Source organism: Natrinema salifodinae, from assembly GCF_900110455.1.
Classification (GTDB): Archaea; Halobacteriota; Halobacteria; order Halobacteriales; family Natrialbaceae; genus Natrinema; species Natrinema salifodinae.
The window spans coordinates 623,410-648,774 of record NZ_FOIS01000001.1; the positions used below are offsets into that span (position 1 = coordinate 623,410).

Sequence of the window (25,365 nt, forward strand, 5' to 3'; positions counted from 1 at the left end):
CCCTGTGCCGAATTCGGCCCCAGTTCCGCCGTAGACGCCCGAAATACCCGGCTCTCACGCGACATCTGGTAAATTCATTTCGATTACGCCACCTTCTCCTGCCACGGGTGACTCCGTTTTGCGGTTTCATTTCGATCACGGTGTGGGAGCGGTCCGGCCGTCCTCGCTCTCTCCGCGGTCCGATTTCATTTCGATACCGGCGCCTTCATTTCGCTCACGGTCTCGCGCTCGCTTCATCTCGATGACGGTGTCTTCATTTCGGCGACGGACGGTGCCCGGACTTCATTTCGATAACGGTGCCTTCATTTCGCAGGTAGTCGTATCGCGTCGATACCGACGGGGCTCTCCGATTCATATCGACCACGGGGCCTTCATCTCGACTTCGGTACTCTCACTTCGATTCCACCCCATTCATTTCGACTTAGGACCCTTCATTTCGAAAGAAGTATTGCGGGCCCGTAATCATTGCCGATAATGAATCACGAGCCGTCGACCGCTCGAGGGGACGGGGACGGAGACGACGACGCCGCGGCCCGATCCCCCGAGTCCTCTATCGTCGATAGCATCCTCGATGGCGAGCGCAAGACCGTCTTCGAGAACAAGCAACTCGTCGACTCGAACACGATCGTCAATCACAACCGGATCTACGGCCGCGACGAGCAACTAGCGGCCGAAGCGCGCGCATTTCGCGACACGCTTGACGGCGAACGTCCCCCGGATCTCTTGCTTTACGGGCCGAGCGGAACCGGGAAGAGCCTCACCGTGAAGGCGGTCGCCAAAAAGGTGAGAGAACGCGCCACGCGGAACGATATCACCTTCGACTTCGTCGCTGTGAACTTCAAGACGATGGAGTCGCACTCGCTGGACCGCGCCGTCTGGAAACTCGGCCATCAAACCGCCACCAAAGCCGGCGTCACGTGGGATATCCCGCGAAAGGGCGTCTCGACCGATGCGAAATACGTCCGTCTCTACGAGATCGTCGACCGCCATTTCGACGCGCTCGTGTTCGTTCTCGACGAGATCGACGCGCTCACCGGTCGCGTCGGTGAAGACGTGCCCGCGTACTCCCGATTACTCTATAGCTTGAGCCGAGTGATGGCAGAACAACACGTCGACACCCTCGTCTCGACGGTCGTCATCACCAACCATCCCAAATTCCGTGAGAACCTCGATAGCAGGACCGATAGCTCGTACAATCCGACCGGCATTCACTTCTCCGATTACGACGCCAATGAACTCATCGAGATCCTCAACCGCCGACGCGACGCGTTCAAGGAGGGCGCGCTCGACGACGGCGTCATCGAACTGGTTGCCGCGTACGGGGCGAAAAACGAGGGCGACGCGCGGCGAGCGATCGATCTCCTCCGCGATGCAGGCGAAATCGCGAACAGGAACGGGGAGACCGTCGTAACGGAGCAGCACGTACACGCGGCCAACGACTCGGTCGTGAAGAACCGAGTACTGGAGATGATCGGCGGCATGACCCTCCAGAAGAAGCTCTCGCTCTACGCCGCGGCGGTCGTCGCGGACGTGAACGACGGGGCCGCGCCGAGTCCGGCGGTCTACGCGTTGTATCGAGAGATCTGCCAGCGCACCGACCGCGACGTGTACACGCAGGAAACCGTCAACAGCCACATCAACAAGGCGGGCACGTACGGCGTGCTCGAGAGCGAGCGGACCAGCGGCGGATTCAAGAGCGGCGTCCACCTCGTGTTCACGTTCACGGAACCCGTCAAGGCCGTCATCGAGACGCTCAAGGAGGACGACACATTCGACGAACTCGATCTCTCTACCGCCCGGTCGATCGCTCGTCAATCGCTTCGCGACTCCTGACGAGTTGATCCGGCGCTGTAGCGTAGTCACCCCTTGATGTTACAGACGGGGAACGTCCGCGCGACCTTGTCGCCGATGCCGAGTTCGTCCGAGACGCGGACGACCTCGTCGACGTCCTTGTAGACGCCCGGGGCCTCCTCGGCGACCGTCGCGCCCGACTGGGCCTTGACGTAGATCCGGTCTTGCTCTTCCAGTTGCTGCTGGACGTCGCCGCCCCAGAACTCGTTTTTGGCCTGCGTGCGGCTCATCAGCCGGCCAGCGCCGTGGGCGGTCGAACCGAAGGTGAGGTCCATCGAGTTCTCGCCGCCCCGCAGGACGTAGCTGCCCGCGCCCATGCTGCCCGGGATGATCACCGGCTGGCCGACGTCGCGGTACGCTTTCGGCACTTCGGGGTGGCCGGCGGGGAACGCGCGCGTCGCGCCCTTGCGGTGGACGTAGAGTTCGCGCTCCTCTCCATCCACAGTGTGGGTCTCCTTCTTCGCGATGTTGTGGGCCACGTCGTACAGCAGGTGCATGTCCATCTCCTCCCACGAGCGGCCGAACACCCGCTCGAAGACCTGCCGCGTGCGGTGCATGATCAGCTGGCGATTGACCCACGCGAAGTTGATCGCCGCGTTCATCGCCGCGTAGTAGTCCGCCGCGAGCTGCGAGCCCGCGGGCGCGGCCGCGAGTTCCTTGTCCGGCAGCTGGTTCAGCAGCCCCTGGTGTTGCTGCTCGATCTTCCGCAGGTAATCGTTGCAGGTCTGGTGGCCCAGGCCGCGGGAGCCGCAGTGGATCAGGACGACGATCTGGTCCTCTTCCAGGCCGTAGGCCGCACCCACCTCGTCGTCGAAGACGTCGGTCACGCGCTGGACCTCGAGGAAGTGGTTCCCCGAGCCCAGCGAGCCGATCTGGTTCTTCCCGCGGTCCTTGGCCTTCTGGCTGACCTTGTCGGGATCGGCGCCCTCGCGCATCCCCTCGTCCTCGCAGTGCAGCAAGTCCTCCTCGACGGCGTGGCCGTTCTCCAGCGCCCAGTCGACGCCCCGGGCCAGAATTTCGTCGACGTCGTCGATGCCGGCCTCGACGATGCCGCCACCGCCGAGCCCAGACGGAATATTCGCGAAGAGGGACTCGACGAGTTCCTCCTCCTGACCCTGCAGTTCGTCGTAGGTCAGGTTCGTCCGCATCATACGGACGCCGCAGTTGATGTCGTAGCCGACCGCGCCAGGCGAGATGCAGCCGTTTTCGGCGTCGAGCGCGCCCACCCCGCCGACCGGGAACCCGTAGCCCTGGTGGCCGTCGGGCATGCAGATGGCGTAGTTGGTGATTCCCGGCAGGTGGGTCGTGTTTTTGATCTGCGCGAGGGTTTTGTCTTCCGTGATCTCCTCGAGCAGCGCTTCGCTGGCCAGTACCCGCGCCGGGGCGCGCATATCGCCCTCCTGCGGGATCTCCCAGACGTACTCACGCACCTGCTCGAGCGTGACGTCGTCCGCGTCGAACGTGGAGTTGCTCATACGCGGAAGTCGGACCGCCTCGATGAAAGATGTTCGTCTCTCCGGTATCCTCGACAGTCACTCTCACTGACGGTTGCGACGGTGCGCGCAGCTTCCGATCGCTGACGCGGGTCCGGGATCTGCGTCTGTGTCTGTGTCTGCGTCTGTGCGTCCCCCAGTCTCGGTCGTCGCGAGCCGCCGGCCGACGGTGTCGGGTCCGCACCCGGTGCAGCAACACCGACGCCAGGCTGACGAACCCGGTGCGGGCGAGGCGACGAGTGGAGAGGGGTCAGACGTCGAAGACCACGTACGCCTCCCACCCGTCCTCGGTTCGCTCTACCGCCATCTCGGAGTAGGTCACCGCCTTCACCTCGCGGGCGGCGACGGCTGCGAGCGGCACGCCGCGCGCGCTGGCTTCGAGGCGCCACTCGGTCGATTCGTCAGCGTCGGCCCCGGTATCGGCGTCGCGCGCGTCCGAGCCAGCGGCCACCTCGATCGATTCGACGCGGTGATCCACCGGGAGTGCCGCGCGGACGTCCCGCTGATAGATCAGCTCGTCGAGGTAGTCGAATAGCAGTGCCTCGCGTCCCTCGGCGGTCACGGCGACCGCAAAGCGCTCGCCGGCATCAGCCGGAATCTCGTCGCACGACGCGGCCGCCAGGCCGTCGGCTGTCGCGCCGAAGACCGACTCGAGGGTGTCACCGGTCGCCGCGACCGCAACGTCGGCCGTGTGATCGCGTAGTTCGAACCCCATCTCGATCTGTCGGCGCTTCGCCGGCGGGGGTCGTAGGCGCGTCGCTTCGGATCGGCCGTCGGCCCCGGTTCGCGCCTGGTAACTGTCCCGACAGATTCGCCGCGTTGACGTTCCGGAGACCGGTGTGCCGGTGGAATTATATTGACGACGCTGGTAGACTGTGATAGTGAGCGTCAACATCGATAGTCGCGTCGTCGCGCCGGGGAGCGACGACTTCGTCGACGATGCCTGGGAGCTGAAAGAGGAGATCCGTCGACAGGAGGGCGTACTCAAGCAGCGGTACGACTTCTTCACCGACGCGTACCGGCGGTCGAAGGTCCACTGTTACGTTCAAGACGGCGGACTGGTCGGGTTCGCAGCCGTGCGACGCGACGGATATATTCTCTTTCTGGCGGTCTCCCCCGGGTTCCGCGGCGAAGGCATCGGCAAGCGCCTCGTCGCCCGCGTCGCCGACGACCACGACACGATCACCTGCCACGCCCGGACGAGCAACGAGAACGCCCTCCAGTTCTACGAACACCTCGGGTTCGAGATCAAGCGCCGAATCGACAACTACTACGAGGACGGCGGCGACGCCTACTATCTCAAACTCGGCTCGGACGTCGGAATCACCGACAAGATTTCGGACCTGATGCGGCGGTGACGATCGGCGATCGACCCGCGACCGTTTTCCCCACCCCTCGTCGAGACGACGACCGCCTGGTCCGTCCGCTCGACCGATCCGCTTGCGGCCGGTGCGGAACGTGAACGACTCCCGTTTCCGCGCCATTCGGCAGGATTATAGCCCCCCACCCACGACTACCCGAAGCGCATGGAGGAGCGAACGAGGGCCTATCTTCGGGGGCGATTCCGTGATCACTATCGACGAACAGAGATCACGCCGCCGCCCGCGGCCAACGAACGGGAATGGGGCTACATCCCCTGGACAGAGGGGCCCGATACCACGATGGTGCGCCACCGTTCGCTGCTCGAACTCGGCGACCTTTCGGAGTTTCTCGTCCGCAAGCGCCCGCGGCACGTCTACTTCTCCGCGGGCCGCTTTCGGGACCCCGGCGCGAGTTCGATGAGCGAAAAGGAGTGGCAGTCTGCGGATCTCGTTTTCGACCTCGACGCCGACCACCTGCCCAGCGTCACGCTGGGCGAGGACAGCTACGCCGAGATGCTCGCGAAGTGCAAGGACGCCCTCGTTCGACTCCTCGATTTCCTCGAGGACGACTTCGCGTTCGAGGACACGGAAATCGTCTTCTCGGGCGGGCGTGGCTACCACGTCCACGTCCGCGACGAGAACGTCCGCCACTTGGAGCGGGAACACCGCCGCGAGATCGTCGATTACGTCCGTGGCATCGGCCTCGAGTTCGACGAACTGATCGAGACCGAGACCGTCGCGGGGATCGGGCGAAAGACCCCGACGGAGCGCCGGTCCCTCCGGACCGAGGGCGGTTGGGGGGCCCGGACGCACGCCCACTTTATGGAGTTCGTCGACGAACTGCTCGAGATGGAGGAAGACGCCGCCCGCGAACGCCTCCAGGAGTTCGACGGCATCGGCGAAGGGAAAGCGACGGCCACGCTGAACGCGGCCCGAAACAACCGCGAGCAACTCGAGGCGGGCAACGTCACCGTCCACACCGCCGTCGCCCAACTCGCCGAGCGGTTCGCCAACCGGGCCGTCGAGCGGGATAACGCGCCGATCGACGAGCCCGTCACCACCGACACGAACCGGCTCATTCGGCTCCCGGGGAGCCTCCACGGCGGCAGCGCCCTCGAGACGGTTCGTCTCGAGCGCGACGAACTCGCCGACTTCGATCCGCTCGCCGACGCCGTCCCGGAGACGTTCCGGGGTCACGAGATCGCCGTCGACGTCACCGACGGCGGGGTGGTCGAACTCGGAGGAGATAGCTTTACGGTCCAGGAAGGAGACCAGTCACTACCCGAGTACGTCGCCGTGTTCCTGATGGCTCGCGGTAGGGCGGAGAAGGAGAAAGAATGAACTTAGACGAGTTGCGTTCGGTCCAGAGCAAGGAGCGCCAGAAGGACAGCCTCCAAAACCTGCGCCCTTCCTTCTACCAGGAGGTCGGCGAGTACATCGCCGACCTCGAGGACGAACGCGACCGCGTCGCCGACCAGGCGGACGACCCCTTCTCCTCGCCCGAAGTCGGCCGACTAACCGACGAGATCGAGACCGCCAAGGACGTCGTCGAGGCCATCTACGAGCGCCGAATGGGCAAACTCGTCAAGCAGGCCAGCCTGGCCGCCGCCGGGATGCCGGCCGACGACGAGGGCCTGACCGCCGAGGAGGCCGACCTCTTCGACGACCTGGTCGAGCGCATCGAGTCCAACAAGTCCCGCGTCCTCGACGTCCTCGAGGGCGCCGACGGGGCCCAGCCCGCCGACCCCGATCCCGACGGCTCGCCAGGCCCGGCGCCTGGCGCGCCGGGGACTGACGCAGCCGCGGACGACGCGCCGCCGGCGCCGCCGGAGCAACCGTCGACGGCGACCGACGCGGCGGCGGACGGTTCGAGCGGGGTCTCCCCCGCGGACGTCATGGGCGGCGACGGCCCGTCCGTCGACGACGCGGACGGCGGCGCCGATCCGCCCGCACCGCCCGAGCCGTCGGGATCGCAAGCGGGGGGACCAGGCGAGGAGCCCGTGCCGTCGACCGCGCCCGAGTCGGGTCTCGAATCGGAGTCGGCGCCGAACGCCGAGTCGGGGGCCGAGGAGACGGATCCCGACGGCACCGCGACCGATTCCGCGGCGGCCGACGTCGAGCGAACGACCGTCAGGATCACAAGCGATATCGGCGAGATTCTCGGCGTCGACGACCGCGAGTACACGCTGACGAGCGACGACGTGGTCACGCTGCCGGAACAAAACGCCGCGCCGCTCGTCGAGCGGGAGGCGGCCGAACGGCTCGACTGAGCCGTCGCGGTCCGATTGTATCTCCGTCACTGCAACCCGCCGCTGGCCGGGGAGTCGCTCGTCCCGCCGAGGCAGGCGGCTGAAACCGCAACGCCTACGTCGACCGTCGCTAACTCGCATCCATGATCGATGTCGGCGAGGAAGCCCCGGAGTTCGAACTGCAAAACCAGCGCGGCGAGACCGTTGCACGCTCCGATTTCGAGGGGCGGCGGCTCGTCGTATACTTTTATCCTCGCGCCAACACGGAGGGGTGTACGGCCGAAGCCTGCGAATTCAACGAGGCCCTCGCCGAGTTCGCAGACCGCGACGTCTCGATCGTCGGAATCAGTGACGACCCCGTCGACGACCTCGCGACGTTCGCGGCTGACTACGACCTCGACTTCGACCTGCTCTCCGACGAGCGGGGCGAAGTCGCGACGCTCTACGACTCCTACGGCGAAAAGCGGATGTTCGGCAACACCTTCGACGGCGTCTTCCGGAACACCTACGTCGTCGGTCCCGACGGACGCATCGAGGCGGTCTACGAGGACGTCTCACCCGAGGGACACGCCGACGCCGTTCTGGCGGATCTCGAGCCGATCGACGCCGCGCGCTGACGACGTCTCCGTCTCTGTTCTCGTCTCGGTTACGGCCGCGCCAGGCGCTCGGATACGGGGCCGATTACGGTTACGAGTCCGGCCCGGTCGGATCGGCGGGGCCGATAACCCGGACTCGGCCGGTGTCAGAGACCCGGACCAGATATTCGTCTAGCGATAGTTCGACGGTGACGGTCCCGTTTCGCTGGTCCTGCGTGACGAGCGTGTCGAGGGCCTCGGGATCGACGTAGTCGTACAGCGTGAATCCAAGGTCGGTCGTACAGTCGACCGGATCGGTGTCGAGCGCGGACGTGATCGCGTAGATGGCGGCGATACTGGGCGGCGTCCCACCGCCGTAGGCGCGTTCGGCGAGGACCGAGCGATCGTCGTCTTCGTCTCCGTTTCCATCGTCGTCCGATGGGTCCCGATCGGGTCCGGTCATTCTCGGGCCCTCCTACGTCGATCGCGCCGTCGGTCGCCGCGTTCCGCTCGCCGCGTGTTGGTCACCTGATCCCAGTCGATCGGTGGTTCCTCCATCACTCGTGGTACTTGATATGGTACCACTAAGCTTCGGCTTGAATAGGAGAGTCCGATCGACGTACCCAAAGCGAAACGCCGATAGCAATCTATAATTCATATCGACTTTCATACTGTTTCTCATATGGAATCGAGTATTCGATTCCTAGAACGTTCACTCTCCGGCCGCTTTCCCCGATTGTACGGGACTGAAGATGTGGGACAACTTTTCACGCGTCGAGTGTAAACTAGTTGTACACGTATGGCTCCCTTGACGAACGGTCGATCCGATCATGTCTGAAGCCGAGGCGGTCGATGCACTGGTGGAACTGGGGTTGCGTCAGTACGAAGCGCAGTGTTTCGTCGCACTCGCACAGCTTTCGGAGGGGACGGCAAAGGAGATCAGCCGGGTCGCCGACGTGCCGCAGTCGCGCGTCTACGACGTCGTCGACGAACTCCACCGGCTCGGCCTGGTGGACGTTCAGGAGTCAGACCCGCGGAAATACAGCGCCGTTCCCGTCGACGTGGCCAGGAACCGACTTCGGCAGAAGTACCGGAATCACCTCGAAACCGCGACGACGCACCTCCAGGCGCTCGAACGCCGGACGCTCGAAGAGGACGGCGCCTGGAAGGTGGCGAGCGATCAGGACGTTCGCAACCGCACGATACAGGCCGTCGAGGACGCGACCAGCGAGATTTACTTGCTCGCGGCGGACGGCGAGGTGCTCGAGTCGGCCCTGCTCGACCGACTCGCTGCGGCGCGCGAGCGGGACGTCACCGTGTTCGTCGAAGTCCCGTCGTCCGACGATCGCGACCGCATTCACGACGCCGTCGCGACGGTGCAGGTCGCGGTCACCGACTTCGAGTTCGATTCGCAGGTAACGACGGATCGCTCGCTTGGTCGGCTCCTCGTGGTCGATCGACAGACGGTCGTCGTGAGCGCGCTGACGACCGGGATCGTCCCGAGCCAACGGGCGGAAACGGGGATCTGGACGAGCGAGCGCGGTCACGGGCTCGTCGCCTGGTTCCGGTACTTCCTCGAACGGCGACTCGCGCAACTCGCGTTCGAGACGGGCAATGGACGCGGTGCGAACGACGAACGCGACACGAGCGACGACGATGCCAACGCCGAATGTACGGCGTGCGAAGAATAGGACGCGAACGAGCGGCGGGTAGTGGCTGCGGACCAGGCCGCAGTCACGGCCGTTGACGGCGCCGGGACGGGAACGGCGACCTCCCGTCCGGTCCGTCGATTACTGGAAGGTTCGGCCCAGTTGCTCGTCCTGAGTTGGCTCGGCCGTGTCGAACTCCGCTTCGATATCCTCGTAGCGCTCGCGCGTCTCGGGGGTCACGCTCGCGTTGACCTCCTCGAGAGCGTGCTCGAAGTGCTCGCGGCTGATGCGGACGTTGCCGATGGTATCGGGCATCTCGTCGGGGTCGACCGAGTTGATGAACTCGCGGCTGGCGGCCATCGAGGCCTCGCGACAGACCGCTTCGATGTCGGCGCCGACGTAGCCCTCCGTCTCCGCGGCGAGCCAGTCGAGGTCGACCGCGTCGGCCAGGGGCTTGTCGCGGGTGTGGACGTCGAAGATCTTCTTGCGGGCGTCCTCGTCGGGGACCGGCACGTGGACGTGGCGGTCCAGACGGCCGGGACGCAGCAGGGCCTGGTCGATCAGGTCCGGTCGGTTGGTCGTCGCGATGACGACGACGTCCTCGAGTTCCTCGAGGCCGTCGAGTTCGGTCAGCAGCTGGGAGACGACCCGCTCGCCGACGCCGGAGTCACCCTGCTGGCGACCGCGCTGGCCCGCGATCGAATCGATCTCGTCGAAGAAGATCACGGTCGGGGCGTTCTCGCGGGCCTTCTCGAAGACCTCGCGGACGCCCTTCTCGGACTCGCCGACGTACTTGTTCAGCAGCTCGGGGCCCTTGATCGAGATGAAGTTCGACTGGGCCTCGTTGGCCACCGCTTTGGCGAGCAGGGTCTTGCCGGTACCCGGCGGCCCGTACATGAGGACGCCCTTTGCGGCCTGCATGTCCATCTGCTCGAAGACCTCGGGGTAGTCGAGCGGCCACTGGATCGTCTCGCGCAGGCGCTCTTTGGTGTCCCCGAGGCCGCCGACGTCGTTCCACGTGACGTCGGGGACCTCGACGAAGACCTCGCGCAGCGCCGAGGGCTGGATGCCCTTGAGCGCCTCCTTGAAGTCGTTTTCAGTGACCTCGAGTTCCTCGAGGACGTCGGCGTCGATCTCCTCGGCCTCGAGGTCGAGTTCGGGCCGGATGCGCCGCAGGGCGGTCATCGCGGCCTCGCGGGTCAACGACTCGAGGTCGGCCCCGACGAAGCCGTGGGTGTTCTCGGCGTACTGATCGAGGTCGATGGACTCCGAGAGGGGCATCCCGCGGGTGTGGACCTGCAGGATCTCCTTGCGGCCCTCCTTGTCCGGGACGCCGATCTCGATCTCGCGGTCGAAGCGACCGCCGCGGCGCAGCGCGGGGTCGAGCGCGTCGACGCGGTTGGTCGCGCCGATGACGGTGACCCGGCCCCGCTCCTCGAGACCGTCCATCAGCGAGAGCAGCTGCGCGACGACCCGACGTTCGACGTCGCCGCCGGCCTCCTCGCGCTTGGCGGCGATGGAGTCGAGCTCGTCGATGAAGACGATCGCAGGCGCGTTCTCCTCGGCCTCCTCGAAGACCTCGCGGAGCTGCTCCTCGCTCTCGCCGTAGTACTTCGACATGATCTCCGGGCCGGAGATCGTCTGGAAGTGGGCGTCGATCTCGTTGGCGACGGCCTTGGCCATCAACGTCTTACCGGTGCCAGGCGGGCCGTGCAGCAGGACGCCCTTCGGCGGCTCGATCCCTAACTGTTGGAACAGTTCGGGATGCCGCATCGGCAGCTCGATCATCTCGCGAACCTGGTCGAGTTCGTCGTCCAGGCCGCCGATGTCCTCGTAGGTGACGTTCGGAACGCCCTCGGGCGAGGCGCCGCCGCCGCCGGAACTGACCTGTTCGGCGGGCGTCTCGGAGATCTCGATGCTCGTCGAGTCCGTGATGACCACAGTGCCCGACGGCGAGGTGCTCGCGATCTTCAGGGGCACCGACTGGCCGGAGCTGGCCATCGGGCCGAACGAGAGGGAAAACGGCACCGTCTGTCCCTCGGTGACCGCCTGGCCGCTCAGTTTGTCGCGGACGAGCGGGCCGATGTCACCGCGGATCCGCAGGTTCTGCGGGAGCGCCACGGTGACGGACTTGGCGGGCTTGACATCGGCGGTCTCGACAGTGACGTTGTCGTCGATGCCGACGTCGGCCTCCTGGCGCAGGCGCCCGTCGATGCGGACGATCCCGCGGCCCTCGTCTTCGGGGTAGCCGGGCCAGACGCGCGCGACGGCCTGACCGTCGCCCGAGCCCTTGATGACGATGTAGTCCCCGTTCTCGAGGTCGAGTTCGTTCATCGAGACGCGGTCGATCGCCGCGAGTCCGCGGCCGGCGTCCTTCTGTTTGAGGGGTTTGACGGTGAGTTTCATAGCTCCTCCTCCAGTTCGACAGTGAGCACGCCGTTTTTGATAAACGTGTGCGCATCGGCGACGTCGTCGGAGAGTTCGATCTCGTACTGCTCGTCATCCACGACGACGATGACGGTGTCGTCGACCAGATCGACAGAGGCATCGGCCACGTCGGAACCGAAGTCGACGGCGAAGACGGTGCCGTCGTCGTAGTCGTACCGACGGGCCAACTGCCCCTCTTCACGGGTGAATTGTTCGAGAGTCATGCTGTAACTAACCCAAGGTAAGCACTCTTTCTATATAAGTTTATCCCCGGACGACCGCAGGACGGCACCGCGATCGACCGAGAGTTCGTTGTTCGTAGTTCACAGCGATTCCTCCTCGGACCGGTCGTCCGAGACGGTGCCGGTCACTTGCATCGGGACGGACATATTCCCCCTGCTGGCGCTCTCTGGTTGCAGCGGGTTCGAGTCTTTATACCGGTTCCACTCGTTACATCGCGTATGGAAACGGTACCACACAACGGTCGGGAGACGGCGTACGAGGTCACCGACCGAGACGGCGACGGGCCGCCGATCTGTTGCGTCCACGGGAGCGGCGGCTCGCGCCGCGTCTGGACCGGCCAGCATCCGCTCTCGGACCGCTTCCCGATTGTGACGGTGGATCTCAGCGGCCACGGCGATTCGGACGATGTCGACGCGAGCGCCGGCTACACGGCCCTCTCGGCGTACGCCGACGACGTCCTGGCCGTCGCCGAGGCGACCGACGCCCGCGTCCTCGTCGGCAACTCGCTGGGCGGCGCCGTCGTCCAGCACATCCTGCTCGAACGGGAGTTCGAACCCGATGCGGTCGTGCTGACGGGAACAGGCGCTCGACTCGGCGTCCTCGAAGACTTGTTGGCGTGGCTCGACTCGGACTTCGACCAGGCGGTCGAGTTTCTCCACGGGACGGATCGGCTCTTCCACGATCCCGATCCCGACGTCCGGGAGCGATCGATCGACCAAATGTACGACTGCGGCCGGGCGACCACCCAGCGGGACTTCCTGACCTGCCACGAGTTCGACGTCCGCGATCGGATCTCCGAGATCAACGTCCCGACGCTCGCGCTCTACGGCGAGCACGACCAGTTGACTCCGGCCTGGTTCCACGAGTACCTGATCGACGAAATCGGAGACGGCGAGGTCGTCGAGATCGACGGCGCGGCGCACCTGGCGATGGTCGAGCGACCGAACGCGTTCAACGATGCGGTCGAGGCGTTTCTGACGGAGACGGTCGAGTAGCGACGCCCGGAGCGACGCTCGTAGTCGAGGGCGGGAACGGGCCTGGAGACAGAACTGGGTGTAACGGAGACGAAGACGACGACAGAACTAGGAGTGACGGGGATGGGGATGAAGCGACCAACAGCCCGAGCGAGCGGGCCGCCGAGACCCGCGCGCTCTCAGTAGAGTTCGTCGAGGTCGTGCTCCTCGTAGCTGTGCTCCTCGGCGGGGAACTCGCCCGATTCGACCGCGGTCACGTAGTCGTCGATCGCCGATTCCATCTCCTCGCGAACGTTTCCGAATTGCTTCGCGAACGAGGGAGACCACTCGCTCAGGCCGACGGCGTCGTCGACCACCAGTACCTGGCCGTCGCAATCCGGCCCCGCGCCGATCCCGATCGTCGGGATATCGAGCGCCTCGGTGACTTCCTTCGCGAGGTTCGACGGGACGTGCTCGAGAACCAGCGAGAACGCGCCGGCGTCCGCGTGAGCCTCGGCGAGGTCGAGGATGCGCTCGGCGGCCTCCCGATCGGTCCCCTGGCGGGGGTAACCGCCGTACTGGTTGACGTGCTGGGGCGTCAGTCCGAGGTGAGCCATCACGGGAATCCCCAACTGGACCAGCTTTTCGGTCAACTCGACGGTGTGGGGGCCACACTCGAGTTTAACCGCGTGGGCGTCCGCCTCCTTGAGCATCCGTCCGGCGTTCTCGACGCTCTCGCTCTCGTCGACACCGATCGAGAGGAACGGCATGTCGGCGACGACGAGGGCGTCCTCGGTCGTCCGCGCGACCGCGCTCGTGTGCCTGACCATGTCGTCGACCGTCACCGGGAGCGTCGTGTCGTAGCCCAGGCTGGTGTTCCCGAGGCTGTCCCCGACGAGGATGATATCGACGCCCGCCTGGTCGACCAGCGCCGCCGTCGGCGCGTCGTAGGCCGTCAGCATCGTGATCGGTTCCTCGCCCGCCTTCGCCCTGATGTCCCGCACGGTAGGCATACCCACAGGTTGGGCTCCCACGATTAAATGCCGTTGTTCTTCGCTCGCGCGCCGATCGCCGGGGGCGGCGAGGAGAGGCCGTATCCGCGGTACTTAAGATACACCGGTCGCCATACTCACGCGTGCCAGAACGCGTCGAAACGACCTCGCCCGACGGCGTCGACTACGGCTGGGTGATGCAGACGACGTTCGTCGTCACCATCCTGGCCGGCGCGCCGGTCGTCGCCGGCCTGTCGACGACCACGACCCTCCCAACGTGGGGTGCGCGCGTCGAGTTCGCGATCCGGGTCGGTGCCCTGGTCTGGCTGGCCACGGCGATCACGGTGTTCGCGTACGCGAAGCGAAAACAGACGTAACGCGTCCCGACCCGCCTCAGACGCCGGCCGACCCCTCGCCGACGTACTCGAAGTCGATGCCCGCTCGTTCTGCCGTCCGCTCGTCCCGCGCGGAGTCGCCGACGAACAGTGCCCGCTCCGGCTCGGCGTCGAGTCGGCAAACGGCCGCCAGCAGCGGCTCCGGATCCGGCTTCCACGTCCCGACGGTGTCGCGGCCAACCACTGCGTCGACCGCCGGCGCGAGCGCGTGCTCGTCGAGCGCGATCCGACAGGCCCGCTCGCAGTTCAACGAGCAGACCCCCGCCGGTAGCCGCCGCTCGAGTAGCTCATCGGCGTGCGCCAGGCGGGCCGACGTGCGAGCCCCGTCGTGCTCGTGGGCGGCGATGGCGGACTCGACCTCGTCGGCCAGGCCGGCGTCGGCCGCGCCCTCGAGCATGTCCCAGAGCCCGTCGCTCGGCGGCGCGACGTTCGAGCGGTCGTACACCGCGCGGACGTCGGCGGCGACGGCGTTCCAGTCGACGTCGAGATCGACGAGCGTCCCGTCCAGATCGTAGACGACGGCGTCGTACTCGGTCACGGCCATTGATACGAGCGGGGATCGAATATACTGTTCGCTACCGTTGCTGAGACGAATCGGCCGTCCCCGGCGTCGTCTCACTCGGTCACTCGAGCAGTTCCCGCGCGATGACCGTCTTCTGGATCTCAGTCGTCCCCTCGTAGATTTCGGTGATCTTGGCGTCCCGGTAGAGCCGCTCGACTTCGCCCTCGGCGACGTAGCCGTAGCCGCCGTGGATCTGGACGGCCTGGTTGGTCACGAACATCGCCGCGTCGCTCGCGAAGTACTTCGCCATGCTGGCCTCGAGCGCCGCGCCGCCCGCGGCCCGCTGCTGTGCGGCGTGTCGAGTCAGCAGCCTGGCGGCTTTCGTCCGGGTCGCCATCTCGGCGAGTTTGTGCCGGATCGTCTGGATGTCGGAAATCGGGCCGCCGAACTGCTCGCGCTCCTCGCTGTACGCGAGGGCCTCGTCGAGCGCGCACTGCGCCAGGCCGACCGCCTGGGCGGCGATGGCGATCCGGCCGCCGGTGAGGATGTGGAAGGCGGCCGACAGCCCCGCGCCCTCCTCCGTCAGCCGGTTTTCGGCGGGAATGCGGACGTCGTCGAAGGTCAGGCTCGTGGTGTCGCTGGCGCGCAGACCGAGCTTGTCCTCCTTCTCGCCGACGGTCAGCCCGTCGACGTCGCCGGGGACGAGAAACTGCGTGACGGTCGACGGGTCGTCGCGGTCGGTCTTCGCGAAGAGGACGTAGACCCCCGCGCGCTTCCCGTTCGTGATCCACTGCTTTTCGCCGTTGATGACGTACTCGTCTCCTTCCCTGCGGGCTTCGGTCGACATCTCAGCGGGGTTCGACCCCGCGTGAGGCTCCGAGAGCGCGAACGCGCCGACCGGCCGCCCCTCGGCCATCTCGGGCAGCCAGCGTTCCTGCTGGGCCTCGGTGCCGAACTCCGCGATACAGGAGGTCGCCAGGGAGTGGACCGACAGCGCGGTCGCGACGGCGAGCATCCCGTAGGCGACCTCCTCGTTGATCACGGCCGCCGTCGTCGGGTCCGCGTCGTAGCCGCCGTACTCCTCGGGGACCGTCAGCCCCGTCAGATCGAGGTCGGCCAGGCCGTCCCAGACGGCCTCCGGAAACGCCTGGTCCCTGTCGGCCTCGAGCGCGGTCGGTCTGATCTCCTCGCGGGCGAACTCCCGGACGACGTCGCGGACGGCCGCCCGTTCCTCGGTGAGGTCCATGGGGGCCATTCCACGGCCGGAGCAAAAATCTCCACGTCGAGGGCCACCGCCGCGGCGGCGGACGGCCGGAAACGGAAGCGGTGACGGTAGTCGATTGGAGCCAGGAACGGCCGGGAAGGGATTCAGATCCCGTCGAGGTCGTACTCGACGGCGTCGAGTCGCTCGCGCATCTCGGCGGCGGAGTCGTCGTCTTTCAGCCGGAGCGGGCTCCGCAGCGGCCCGGCGTCGAAGTCGCGCAGTCGGAGCGCGGTCTTGACGCCGGACATGTACGCGCCGCCGTGCTTGAACGCGTCGCGAACGTCGAAAATCGTGCTCTGGAGCTCACGCGCGCGATCCTCGTCGCCGTCGTCGTAGGCCTCGTAGCACTCGACGACCAGCTCCGGGAAGACGTTCGCGACGGCGCTGACCGCGCCCGAACAGCCGATCTCGAGTCCGGTGAAGATCAGCGAGTCCGAGCCCGCGAGGAACGTCAGGTCGGAATGCGCGTCGATCGCCTGGGCGAGCCAGGGGACGTCCTTGCTCGAGTCCTTGACGCCGGCGACGGCGTCGATCTCGGCGAGATCGGCGAGCGTCTCTAAGGAGAGGTCGTTCCCGGTCTTGCTCGGGATGTGGTAGATGTAGACCGGCAGGGAGACCGCCTCGGCGACCCGTCGATAGTGCTCGAGGGCGCCCTCACGATCCAGCGGATAGTAGTAGGGCGTGACGACGACGATCCCGTCAGCGCCGACCGACTCGGCGTGCTCGGCGTGAGCGACGGTCCGGTGCGTGCTCGGCGCGCCGACGCCGGCGATGACGGGGACCTCGTCGCCGACCTCGTCGACGACGGCCTCGATAACCCGGTCGCGCTCCTCGTCCGAGAGCAGCGGGAACTCCCCGTTGGTTCCAAGCGGGAAGACGCCGTGGGCGCCCCGATCGACGACGAACCTGGCGTGGGCGGCCGTCGTCTCGTAATCGACTGACTCGTCTTCCTCGAACGCGGTGACGGTCGGCGGGACGACGCCGCGAAGCGAGAGCGGATCGTCGGCACCGGGATCGTGATGTGCCATAGACGACCGTCCGTCGGGCACGAGCAAAAAAGACGTGCCATCAGTCTCCCGATCAGTCGATCGGTCCGTCCGAATCGACACGGGCCGCCGATCGCCCGCGGGTCGCACCGAGAACGGACAGTCCGCGCGACCGTCGCGCCGGTCGACAGCAACCGTTGGCTCGGGTTAGTCGGGCGTCGCCATCTCGCTCGCGGGCTCGTCTAACTGTTCGCCCGCCAGCACGCGGTTGGCCCGCCGAAGGCGCTCGGAGAGCGCCTGGTGGGAGATGTCGAGTTCGTTGGCGAGTTCCTCGAGCGAGATCTCTCGGGGAACGTCGTAGTAGCCCTGGCGGTAGGCCTCGGCGATGGCCTCCTGCTGGGGCTCGGTCAGGGCCGCGGTGGTCTCGAGGTCCTCGTCCTGGCCGGCCTCGACCATGCGCTTGACGTCGACGCGGACGCCGTGGTCTTCGATGTTCGAGACGGCGTCGGAGAGTTCCTCGCGGTGGGGAAAGAGGAGCCGAAGCGTCCACTGGCCGTCGGACACCTGTGCGTCGAGTACCGTTCCGCCGTGCTCGTAGACGCAACAGCAGACGGAGCCGATCTCGTCGGTGTAGTGGAGCCGGTAGAACAGTTCGTCGTCTTCGGCGTTCTCGAGCAGCTGGAGGTGTTCGGCGACGGTCGGGTCCGCCTCGAGGGCCGCCTCGAGGTCCGCTCGATCGGTGTTACAGAACCAAACGAGCGGCATGGTTCGGACCGGCCCTTCCGCGACGACGCTTTCGACGCGGACCTCGAGTGACGGCAGTCGTTGGAAGGTCTCTGCGAGTGCGAACTCGTCGGTCGAAAGCGAGAGTTCTGCGATCGTCGTCATTGGATGCTCACCTCGTATCGCTGGCTCGAGTCCGGTTGATGAACGACGCCGCTATCGCCGTGACGGTGGGACCCGATTCGTCTCATAAGTATCCAGCCGACCCTCGGACACCGCGACTCCGCCCGCCGAGGCGGGCCTCCCCGGTCGACGGCCGCAGTCGCCCTCGGATCGTGCTAATAACAGGGACGCCTCGAACACGGTTGATGAGCGGGCCTTTGTGTTCCGGTCGTTTAAGTGAGCGCGTTCCCCGATGACGGTCCAAATCACGTGACGGAACGGGGATCGACGCCGTCGCTCCGACCGGCGACTCAGCCGAGCCTGGCGAAGCGGTTGAGCGCGTAGACCGTCCGGAGCACGTCGACGCTCTTCCCGCGGTCGAAGACGAGTTCGTCCGTCTCGAGCACGTGCTCCAAGGTGTCCTGAGAGGCGTGTTCCGGGGCGGCCGCGATGCCGGCGTCGTTCTCCGCGACCCACTCCATCACGCGCAGGTCGCTCTTGGAGTCACCCATCACCAGCGCGAACGGGTCGTCGATCCCGAGGACGTCGAGCGCGCGCTCGACGCCGGCCACTTTGTTCAGTTCGAGGCTGCCGATTTCGGCCGCATCGGCCTCGTAGTAGGCGACGTCGATTCGATCGAGCACCGCCGCGAGTCGATCGGGAACCGCGTCGGCGTCGAGGTCGGGATAGGCACCCTCGCCCTCGAGGACGGCTCGGATCTCGGGGTCCTGGTCGGCGTAGAAGGCGCGGGTCCAGTCGGCGACCGTTTCGCCAGCCAGGCTCGTCCCGCCGTTGCCGTCGTCGGCGTCGTCGTCGGACGCGTCGATCCCGTCGCTCTCGGCACCGGTCTCGCCGCCGGCTCGCTCGCTTGCCGTCCCGACAGCGTCCGCGAGCAGGTCGATGAGGTAGATCAGCGCCTCGTCGATGACCTCGCGGGCGTCCGCGGAGCCGGTCTCGTAGTTTGGCTTCATCGTGACGTTGAACTCGTTACCCTGGAGGTGACAGCCGCGCCGGAGCCGTTCGGGCGCCTCGGGCAGCACGCGCGATCGCACGTTGTCGAAGACGTCTCGAATCTCCGCGTCGAGGTCCTCGTAGAGCAGTTGTTTCGTGTCCGCGCCGTGACCCGGCGTGAACACGCCCGTTCCGGCCTCGTAGACGATCGAGAGGTTCCCAGAGTGGACGATCTCGCTGCCCAGACCCTGGATCGCGAACCCCTTGACGTTCTCTAAGGTCTGGCCCGTACAGATGACGATCGGGACGCCCAACTCGTGGAACTCAGTCAGGACGTGCAGCGTCTCCCGGGGGATCTCGTTGTCCGTCCCGCCCGCGGAGCGCAGCGTCTCGTCGACGTCGAGCACGAGGACGTTCACCGCGCGGCCGTACTTCGACTCGAGGTCGAGCGCGGTAAATGCCTGGTCGCGCGTCGCGTGCGCGGCGACCTCCGCGAACGTCTCGCCGGCCGCGAAATCCGAGCGGATATCGTTCTTTCGCTGCTCGAGCTCCTCGCTCGCGCCCTGCCAGTGGTCTAACGCGACCCGGGAGTCGACCGCCGGGAAGACGTCGACGAACTCCTGATACTCCCGCAACGTCTCCGTCTCGTACTCGTCGTAGAGCCGGTAGACGAGATCGTATCGTTCCATGATAGCTACAGGCAGGGGCAGGGGGATAATCGTTTTTGGTGGCCGGCGAGCCGAGCCGGCCCCGACGCTCCATCGTCGTATCCTTCCGACAGGTACGCTGCGCATCGATTTACTCGTATGGGAATAAATATTTACTTTCCCGGTTCATAACGGTCGAGCATGAAAGCTATCGCAGTTGAGCCCGGTGCGGGCGTGCCCGAAATCGTCGACCTCCCGGTTCCCGACCCCGCGCCAGGCGAGGCGCTCGTGCGAATCTGTCGCGTGGGTGTCGACGGCACCGATTACGAGGTCATCGAGGGGAGCCACGGCGGCGTCCCCGACGGCGACGACCGCCTGGTCCTCGGCCACGAGGCCGTCGGCGTCGTCGAGGACGCCAACGGAACGGCGCTCGAGGAGGGCCAGTACGTCGTCCCCACGGTCCGCCGACCGCCCGCGGGCACCGAGACCAACGAGTACTTCGAGCGCGGCGAGCCCGACATGGCGCCCGAAGGCGAGTACGTCGAGCGCGGCATCGTCGGCGAGCACGGGTTCATGGCCGAGTACATCACGAGTCCGGCCGAGGACCTCGTGCCGATCTCCGACGACCTGGCCGAATGGGGCTTCCTGGTCGAACCGATCAGCATCACCGAGAAGGCGATCGAACACGCCCGCGCGGCCCGGTCGGCGTTCGACTGGCAGCCGGAGTCCGCACTCGTCCTCGGAAACGGCTCCCTGGGGCTGTTGACCGCCGCGATGTTTACGACGACCCCTGACTACGAACGCGTCTACTGCCTCGGCCGACGGGATCGACCCGACCCGTCCATCGACATCCTCGAACGGCTGGGCGTGACCTACATCGACTCCCGCGAGACGTCGGTCCCCGAAATTCCGGACGCCTACGAGCCGATGGACGTCGTCTACGAGGCGACCGGCTACCCGAAACACCCCTTCGAGGCGGTCGACGCGCTCGCCCCGAACGGCGTCGCCGCCGTCTTGGGTGTCCCCGACGACATGCACTTCGAGATCGACGGCGGCAAACTCCACCGCGAACTGGTCCTCCACAACAAGGCCCTTGTCGGCAGCGTCAACTCCAACCGCGGCCACTTCGAGTCGGCCATCGACACGCTCGCGGCGCTGCCCGACTGGGTACTCGAAGAGATCGTGACCGGCGTCTACGGTCTCGACGCGGTCGAACGGGCGTTCCCGCGCGCGACCGCGGCCGTCCCGGCCGGCCACGGCGCGGCAACGGGTGCGGATGACGATACGACTATAAAAACAGCGGTCGAATTCGACGGTATATGAAAAACGTCGACGACCTGATCGAGAGCGCGGCCGAGCTCGCCGACCGGGGCCTCTCGAAGGGCGAGATCGCAGACGAACTGAACGTCTCCCGCGAGACCGCGAGCTGGCTCGTCGAGCGCAGCGGCGCGACGCCGCAACCGACCGACCAGGCGACCCAGCGGCCGGAGGCCAGTGCGAGCGGCCCGCAGGACATCCACGTCGACTGGTCCGCGATCGGCCGGGACAGCAAGCGGATGAGCGACGTCGCCTCGGCGATGGCCGACTTGCTCGCCAAACACGGCGAGGACGTCGACCTGACGATCGGCATCGAGAAGGCCGGCGGTCCCATCGCGACGTTGGTCGCGCGCGAACTCGAGACCGACCTCGGAACGTACACGCCCGCGAAACACCAGTGGGAGGAAGGCGACATCGAGGACCTGGGCGGCACGTTCAGCCGGAACTTCGCCGGCATCCGCGACCGGGAGTGCTACGTGGTCGACGACACCATCACCAGCGGTACCACCATGCGCGAGTCGATCGAGGCGATCCGCGCCGAGGGCGGGAAGCCGCTGGCCTGCGTCGTCCTCGCGGACAAGCAGGGCCTCGAGGAGATCGAGGGTGTTCCCGTTTACTCGCTGCTGCAGGTCATCAGCGTCGGCAAGGACGACTGATCGCTCGAGCGGACGGCTCGTCCGCGCCGGTCTCCGACTCGAGTTCCGCGTTCGCCGCCGATGATCTATTCTCCGAGTACACTCCGTGCACCAATAACGATATCCTTCTCTGTAAGAAACCGCGTGTACGCCCTCCGACTATGACCGATACCAACCGCGCGGCAGTGTTACGACGGCGCTTCCTGGGAACGACCGGAACGATCGGCACGCTCGCAGTCGCGGGCTGTTCGCGACTGAACCCGAGCGACGAATCGAGCACCGATCAGTCGAGCGAGCGGGACGACGAGGAGACGAACGATGACCAGGCGCCCGCCGTTTCGGTTCACGAAGACGTTACGTACGCCGTCCGCGATGCGGGCGAGATGAAACTTGACCTGTACGTCCCGGCGGTGGACGAGAACCCGCCGCTCGTCGTCTACGTCCACGGCGGCGGCTGGGTTTTCGAAACCCGGAAGAACGCGCCGGATCTGGAGCGGTACGCCGCGGAATGGGGCTGTGCGACGGCGAGCGTGAGCTACCGATTAGCGGCGGTCCCGGACGACGCCGACCTCCCGGGAGACGGCATCGCGGACAACCCGACCCCGAGAGGCGTCTTTCCGAACCAACTCGTCGACGTGAAGGCCGCGATCAGGTGGCTCCGGGCGAATGCCAACGAGTACGGGTTCGACCCGGACCGCGTGGCGACGTGGGGCGCGTCTGCCGGCGGGCACCTTGCGGCCCTCGCGGGCACCCTCGACGATATCGAGGCCCTCCCCGGAGACGCCTATCCGGACGCTGCCGTCGAGAAGGACGTCGCACCCGACCAGTCGGGCGCCGTCCAGGCCGTCGTCGACTGGTACGGCGTTAGCGACTTACTCGAACTCCCGGGTCGACCAGGCGGGCTCGAATCGCTCCTCCTGGGCGGGCCCGTCTCGGAGAATCGAGACCAGGCCAGGCGCGCGAGTCCGACGACCTACGTCGGTCCGGAGACGCCGCCGTTTCTCGTCATGCACGGCCGCGAGGACCAGGTCGTCTCGATCCGGCAGAGCGAACTGCTGTTCGAGGCGCTGAAGGCGTCCGGTGTCGGCGCGACGATGTACGAACTCCACGCGCTGGGCCACGTCTTCGGAGCGGAGTCGGAACGGACGGCGATGGCACGGCTCACGGGGGAGCCACGGCCCGCACAGACGGTCACCGCGACCGCCCGTCTCGAGGAGGGGGCGTCGACGGACGGCCTGCTCGGGAGCGTCCCGCCCGCGGGACCGGATGCGATCGAACGGTTTCTCGATCGAGCGCTCGCGTGAGGTATGAGCCGTCGGATCGCGCTTTTATGGATCGGAGCCGGAGCAGTTCCGCGCGCCGACGATTGTCGGTTGTCAGCGGGCGGCGAGTAACGACTGCGCGGACGTGAGCGCAATCGCTGGGCCGGGCGCGACTGTGGTCGAACGCGCGATAAAAAATCGACGTGTCGAGCGGTGTCGGCGCGCGGGCGCGTTACCCGTGGATGCCCATCGCTTCGATCTGTTCCTGATACCGGTTTCGGATCGTCACCTCGGTCACCTGTGCGACATCGGCGACCTCGCGCTGGGTCTTTTTCTCGTTGCAGAGCAGCGACGCAGCGTAGATCGCAGCCGCGGCGTAGCCCGTGGGTGACTTCCCGGAGAGCAGTCCTTCCTCGGCCGTCTTCTCGATGATTTCGTTGGCCTTGGTCTGGACCTCTTCGGACAGTTCGAGTTCAGAACAGAAGCGGGGGACGTACTTTTTCGGGTCGACGGGACGCATCTCGAGGCCGAGTTCCTGCGAGATGTATCGATACGTACGACCGATCTCTTTGCGTTCGACGCGGGAGACTTCCGAGATTTCTTCGAGGCTTCGCGGGATGCCTTCCTTCCGACAGGCGGCGTACAGCGCGGACGTCGCGACGCCCTCGATCGAGCGGCCGCGGATGAGGTCTTCCTTGAGCGCGCGTCGATAGATCACCGACGCGACCTCGCGGACCGACCGCGGGACGCCCAGCGCGGAGGCCATCCGGTCGATCTCGCTGAGCGCGAACTGGAGGTTTCGCTCGCCGGCGTCCTTCGTGCGGATGCGCTCCTGCCACTTGCGCAGCCGGTGCATCTGGCTGCGCTTCTTCGAGGAAATCGAGCGACCGTAGGCGTCTTTGTCCTTCCAGTCGATGGTCGTCGTCAGCCCCTTGTCGTGCATCGTCTGGGTGGTCGGGGCGCCGACGCGGGACTTCTCCTGCCGTTCCTGATGGTTGAACGCCCGCCACTCCGGGCCGGGGTCGATCTGTTCCTCCTCCACGACGAGCCCACAGTCTTCACAGATGAGCTCTCCCCGGTCGGAGTCCTTGACGAGATTATCCGATTCACACTCGGGGCAGGCACGTACCCCCTCCTGATCCTCGGTCTCGTCCCTCTCGCGCGTTCGCTCCCGCTGGCGGGTGGACCGTGTCATCGCACTTTTATAGTAGTATCACCACAGTATATAAATGTTTGGTGGGCGTTTTCGCCAGCTGATCCGTATCCGCCGAAAACGGGGAATACGGGCGTTTAGACACGAAGTTTACGATTTGGAACCGGAAAACCTTTATCCGGTTCTCGCCGACGTCGGAGACGAATGCCGGTCATCGAGTGCGACGTCGAGACGGCCCGCGAACGACTCGAAGATGCGGGCGTGACCGTTGAGTCGGGAAACACGGACCACGAGTGCTGGCGGGCCAGCCGCGGATCGGCGACCGCCGTCGCCTACGACGAGAAGGTCGTGATCCAGGGATCGAACCCGCAGGACCTCGAAGCGCTGCTCCGTGAGGGCGGCGGCCGCGCTCACCTCTACTTCGACGGTGCGTCCCGGGGCAACCCCGGCCCCGCCGCCATCGGCTGGGTGATCGTCACGGGCAACGGCATCGTCGCCGAGGGCGGCGAGACCATCGGGACGACGACGAACAACCAGGCGGAGTACGAGGCGCTGATCAGGGCCCTCGAAACCGCGCGGGACTACGGCTACGACGAGGTCCACGTCCGCGGCGACTCCGAACTCATTGTCAAGCAGGTCCGCGGGGAGTACGACACCAACAGCCCCGACCTCCGCGAGAAGCGCGTGACGGTCCACGAACTGCTCGCCGCGTTCGACGAGTGGACTCTCGAGCACGTGCCCCGCGAGATCAACGACCGCGCCGACGAGTTGGCCAACGAAGCGCTGGACCAGGCCTGACGCGGACGACGCAGACGACTCGAACGCCGACGCGTCGACGCAGTCGTGGTCGCGGGCCGCGACCGGATCGAACTGGGTCCGGGATCGGCAAGGGGAAAACCGTTCGAGCGCAACGACCGCGTATGACGGATCCGAACGCGAACGCGGTCGACACCGATGCCGATACCGACGCCGACGCGGACGGTGAGACGACCGATTCCGACGGCAGCGACGTCGACACCGGCGACCTCCCCCGCGGCGTCGTCGACGAAGCCGAGCGACTGACCAGGCTCGCGCGCAGCGCGGTCGACGACAACGAGGCCGCGGCCTACAAGGACCACCGCGAGGACCTACTCGACGACCACGACTTCACTTCTCGCATCCGCACCGACGACCGTGACGACGTGCTCGTCTGCCACCCCGAGGAGTGGCACGAGGACGGTGTCATCCGAACCGACCGGATCGAGGACATCGATCGCGCCGTCGAGATCCCGCTCGAGGGAACGGGTGATCCGGACGACTGGGAGGATGTAGACACCACCAACCGGACGCTGGTCGACGAGGTCAGGGCCACCCACGGCGACGTCCACGGCGACAACGTGGCCTTGCTCGCCGACTTCGCCGGCAACCACTACGCGAAACCGATCGACTCGCTAACAAGCGCGGAGCTCTCGGAGTTCCTGACGGAGTACTTCGTGCGCAACGCCTGGCCGTCGGCAAAACAACAGGAGGTAATCGAGGAGTCGATCGAACTCGTCTTCGAGACGGCCGGCGAACCGACGCCGGAGTTGTAGAGCG

25 protein-coding genes are annotated in these 25,365 nt (G+C 66.3%); 13 read left to right on the top strand and 12 right to left on the bottom strand.

The features are described from left to right. Positions 1 to 474: 474 nt before the first annotated feature. Positions 475 to 1,833, top strand: coding sequence for a Cdc6/Cdc18 family protein (locus BMY29_RS02915; RefSeq protein ID WP_049989837.1), 1,359 nt, complete (start codon positions 475 to 477; stop codon positions 1,831 to 1,833). Between the two features lie 26 nt (positions 1,834 to 1,859). On the opposite strand, the gene BMY29_RS02920 is transcribed toward BMY29_RS02915, so the two are convergent. Both BMY29_RS02920 and BMY29_RS02925 read right to left on the bottom strand, forming a co-directional pair. Continuing rightward, positions 1,860 to 3,326, bottom strand: a complete 1,467-nt coding sequence (locus BMY29_RS02920) for an RtcB family protein (protein WP_049989836.1) — start codon at positions 3,324 to 3,326, stop codon at positions 1,860 to 1,862. Between the two features lie 268 nt (positions 3,327 to 3,594). Continuing rightward, on the bottom strand, positions 3,595 to 4,059 hold the full coding sequence (locus BMY29_RS02925; RefSeq protein ID WP_049989835.1) for an archease: 465 nt from the start codon (positions 4,057 to 4,059) through the stop codon (positions 3,595 to 3,597). A gap of 166 nt (positions 4,060 to 4,225) precedes the next feature. Here BMY29_RS02925 and BMY29_RS02930 point away from each other — a divergent pair, with 166 nt between their 5' ends. The 4 genes from BMY29_RS02930 (at position 4,226) to bcp (ending at position 7,571) form a co-directional block, all read left to right on the top strand. Continuing rightward, the gene (locus BMY29_RS02930) at positions 4,226 to 4,702 is read left to right on the top strand and encodes a GNAT family N-acetyltransferase (protein WP_049989834.1); all 477 of its coding nucleotides are present in this window, start codon (positions 4,226 to 4,228) and stop codon (positions 4,700 to 4,702) included. A gap of 168 nt (positions 4,703 to 4,870) precedes the next feature. Continuing rightward, a complete protein-coding gene (gene priS / locus BMY29_RS02935; RefSeq protein ID WP_049989833.1) occupies positions 4,871 to 6,046 on the top strand; it encodes a DNA primase small subunit PriS in 1,176 nt (391 codons plus the stop codon). Further along, entirely contained in the window at positions 6,043 to 6,975 is a 933-nt protein-coding gene (locus tag BMY29_RS02940; RefSeq protein ID WP_049989832.1) for a DNA replication complex subunit Gins51, read from the top strand. Before priS ends, BMY29_RS02940 begins: the two co-directional genes overlap by 4 nt. A 122-nt stretch (positions 6,976 to 7,097) precedes the next feature. Next, a complete protein-coding gene (gene bcp, locus BMY29_RS02945; RefSeq protein ID WP_049989831.1) occupies positions 7,098 to 7,571 on the top strand; it encodes a thioredoxin-dependent thiol peroxidase in 474 nt (157 codons plus the stop codon). 70 nt (positions 7,572 to 7,641) lie between these two features. Here the strand turns inward: bcp and BMY29_RS02950 are convergent, their stop codons facing one another. Continuing rightward, positions 7,642 to 7,992 carry a HalOD1 output domain-containing protein gene (locus tag BMY29_RS02950; protein ID WP_049989830.1) on the bottom strand — a complete coding sequence of 117 codons (351 nt, stop codon included), beginning with the start codon at positions 7,990 to 7,992 and terminating at the stop codon, positions 7,642 to 7,644. A gap of 367 nt (positions 7,993 to 8,359) precedes the next feature. Here BMY29_RS02950 and BMY29_RS02955 point away from each other — a divergent pair, with 367 nt between their 5' ends. Next, positions 8,360 to 9,220, top strand: coding sequence for a TrmB family transcriptional regulator (locus BMY29_RS02955; RefSeq protein WP_049989829.1), 861 nt, complete (start codon positions 8,360 to 8,362; stop codon positions 9,218 to 9,220). A 99-nt stretch (positions 9,221 to 9,319) separates the two neighbouring features. On the opposite strand, the gene BMY29_RS02960 is transcribed toward BMY29_RS02955, so the two are convergent. Continuing rightward, positions 9,320 to 11,584 carry a CDC48 family AAA ATPase gene (locus BMY29_RS02960; RefSeq protein ID WP_049989828.1) on the bottom strand — a complete coding sequence of 755 codons (2,265 nt, stop codon included), beginning with the start codon at positions 11,582 to 11,584 and terminating at the stop codon, positions 9,320 to 9,322. Beyond that, positions 11,581 to 11,829 (bottom strand): DUF7127 family protein, encoded by a 249-nt coding sequence (locus BMY29_RS02965; RefSeq protein WP_049989827.1) that lies wholly within the window; start codon positions 11,827 to 11,829, stop codon positions 11,581 to 11,583. The genes BMY29_RS02960 and BMY29_RS02965 overlap by 4 nt, the downstream gene beginning before the upstream one ends. A gap of 237 nt (positions 11,830 to 12,066) precedes the next feature. On the opposite strand from BMY29_RS02965, the gene BMY29_RS02970 reads away from it, so the two are divergent. Then, entirely contained in the window at positions 12,067 to 12,843 is a 777-nt protein-coding gene (locus BMY29_RS02970; RefSeq protein ID WP_049989826.1) for an alpha/beta fold hydrolase, read from the top strand. Positions 12,844 to 13,001: 158 nt separating this feature from the next. Here the strand turns inward: BMY29_RS02970 and panB are convergent, their stop codons facing one another. Continuing rightward, entirely contained in the window at positions 13,002 to 13,814 is an 813-nt protein-coding gene (gene panB, locus BMY29_RS02975; RefSeq protein WP_049989825.1) for a 3-methyl-2-oxobutanoate hydroxymethyltransferase, read from the bottom strand. A gap of 122 nt (positions 13,815 to 13,936) precedes the next feature. Here panB and BMY29_RS02980 point away from each other — a divergent pair, with 122 nt between their 5' ends. Next, positions 13,937 to 14,170 (top strand): DUF5822 domain-containing protein, encoded by a 234-nt coding sequence (locus BMY29_RS02980; protein ID WP_049989824.1) that lies wholly within the window; start codon positions 13,937 to 13,939, stop codon positions 14,168 to 14,170. Between the two features lie 16 nt (positions 14,171 to 14,186). Here the strand turns inward: BMY29_RS02980 and BMY29_RS02985 are convergent, their stop codons facing one another. From BMY29_RS02985 to BMY29_RS03005, 5 genes are all read right to left on the bottom strand, one after another. Beyond that, entirely contained in the window at positions 14,187 to 14,726 is a 540-nt protein-coding gene (locus BMY29_RS02985; RefSeq protein WP_049989897.1) for an HAD hydrolase-like protein, read from the bottom strand. Between the two features lie 85 nt (positions 14,727 to 14,811). Next, positions 14,812 to 15,936: an acyl-CoA dehydrogenase family protein gene (locus tag BMY29_RS02990; protein ID WP_049989823.1), complete on the bottom strand. Its 1,125-nt coding sequence runs from the start codon at positions 15,934 to 15,936 to the stop codon at positions 14,812 to 14,814. A 122-nt stretch (positions 15,937 to 16,058) separates the two neighbouring features. Next, a complete protein-coding gene (locus BMY29_RS02995; protein ID WP_049989822.1) occupies positions 16,059 to 16,982 on the bottom strand; it encodes a dihydrodipicolinate synthase family protein in 924 nt (307 codons plus the stop codon). Positions 16,983 to 17,147: 165 nt separating this feature from the next. Next, entirely contained in the window at positions 17,148 to 17,828 is a 681-nt protein-coding gene (locus BMY29_RS03000; RefSeq protein ID WP_049989821.1) for a helix-turn-helix domain-containing protein, read from the bottom strand. 308 nt (positions 17,829 to 18,136) lie between these two features. Then, a complete protein-coding gene (locus BMY29_RS03005; protein ID WP_049989820.1) occupies positions 18,137 to 19,465 on the bottom strand; it encodes an HAD family hydrolase in 1,329 nt (442 codons plus the stop codon). Between the two features lie 159 nt (positions 19,466 to 19,624). On the opposite strand from BMY29_RS03005, the gene BMY29_RS03010 reads away from it, so the two are divergent. The 3 genes from BMY29_RS03010 (at position 19,625) to BMY29_RS03020 (ending at position 22,679) form a co-directional block, all read left to right on the top strand. Then, positions 19,625 to 20,746 (top strand): glucose 1-dehydrogenase, encoded by a 1,122-nt coding sequence (locus BMY29_RS03010; protein WP_049989819.1) that lies wholly within the window; start codon positions 19,625 to 19,627, stop codon positions 20,744 to 20,746. Continuing rightward, the gene (gene gfcR / locus BMY29_RS03015) at positions 20,743 to 21,396 is read left to right on the top strand and encodes a transcriptional regulator GfcR (RefSeq protein WP_049989818.1); all 654 of its coding nucleotides are present in this window, start codon (positions 20,743 to 20,745) and stop codon (positions 21,394 to 21,396) included. The genes BMY29_RS03010 and gfcR overlap by 4 nt, the downstream gene beginning before the upstream one ends. A gap of 140 nt (positions 21,397 to 21,536) precedes the next feature. Then, on the top strand, positions 21,537 to 22,679 hold the full coding sequence (locus BMY29_RS03020; protein WP_081985444.1) for an alpha/beta hydrolase: 1,143 nt from the start codon (positions 21,537 to 21,539) through the stop codon (positions 22,677 to 22,679). 190 nt (positions 22,680 to 22,869) lie between these two features. Here the strand turns inward: BMY29_RS03020 and BMY29_RS03025 are convergent, their stop codons facing one another. Beyond that, the gene (locus BMY29_RS03025) at positions 22,870 to 23,832 is read right to left on the bottom strand and encodes a transcription initiation factor IIB (RefSeq protein ID WP_049989817.1); all 963 of its coding nucleotides are present in this window, start codon (positions 23,830 to 23,832) and stop codon (positions 22,870 to 22,872) included. Positions 23,833 to 23,994: 162 nt separating this feature from the next. Between BMY29_RS03025 and rnhA the strand changes: the two genes are divergently transcribed. Next, entirely contained in the window at positions 23,995 to 24,588 is a 594-nt protein-coding gene (gene rnhA, locus BMY29_RS03030; RefSeq protein ID WP_049989816.1) for a ribonuclease HI, read from the top strand. A gap of 122 nt (positions 24,589 to 24,710) precedes the next feature. After that, positions 24,711 to 25,361 (top strand): DUF7108 family protein, encoded by a 651-nt coding sequence (locus tag BMY29_RS03035; protein ID WP_049989815.1) that lies wholly within the window; start codon positions 24,711 to 24,713, stop codon positions 25,359 to 25,361. The last annotated feature ends 4 nt before the right edge of the window (positions 25,362 to 25,365 follow it).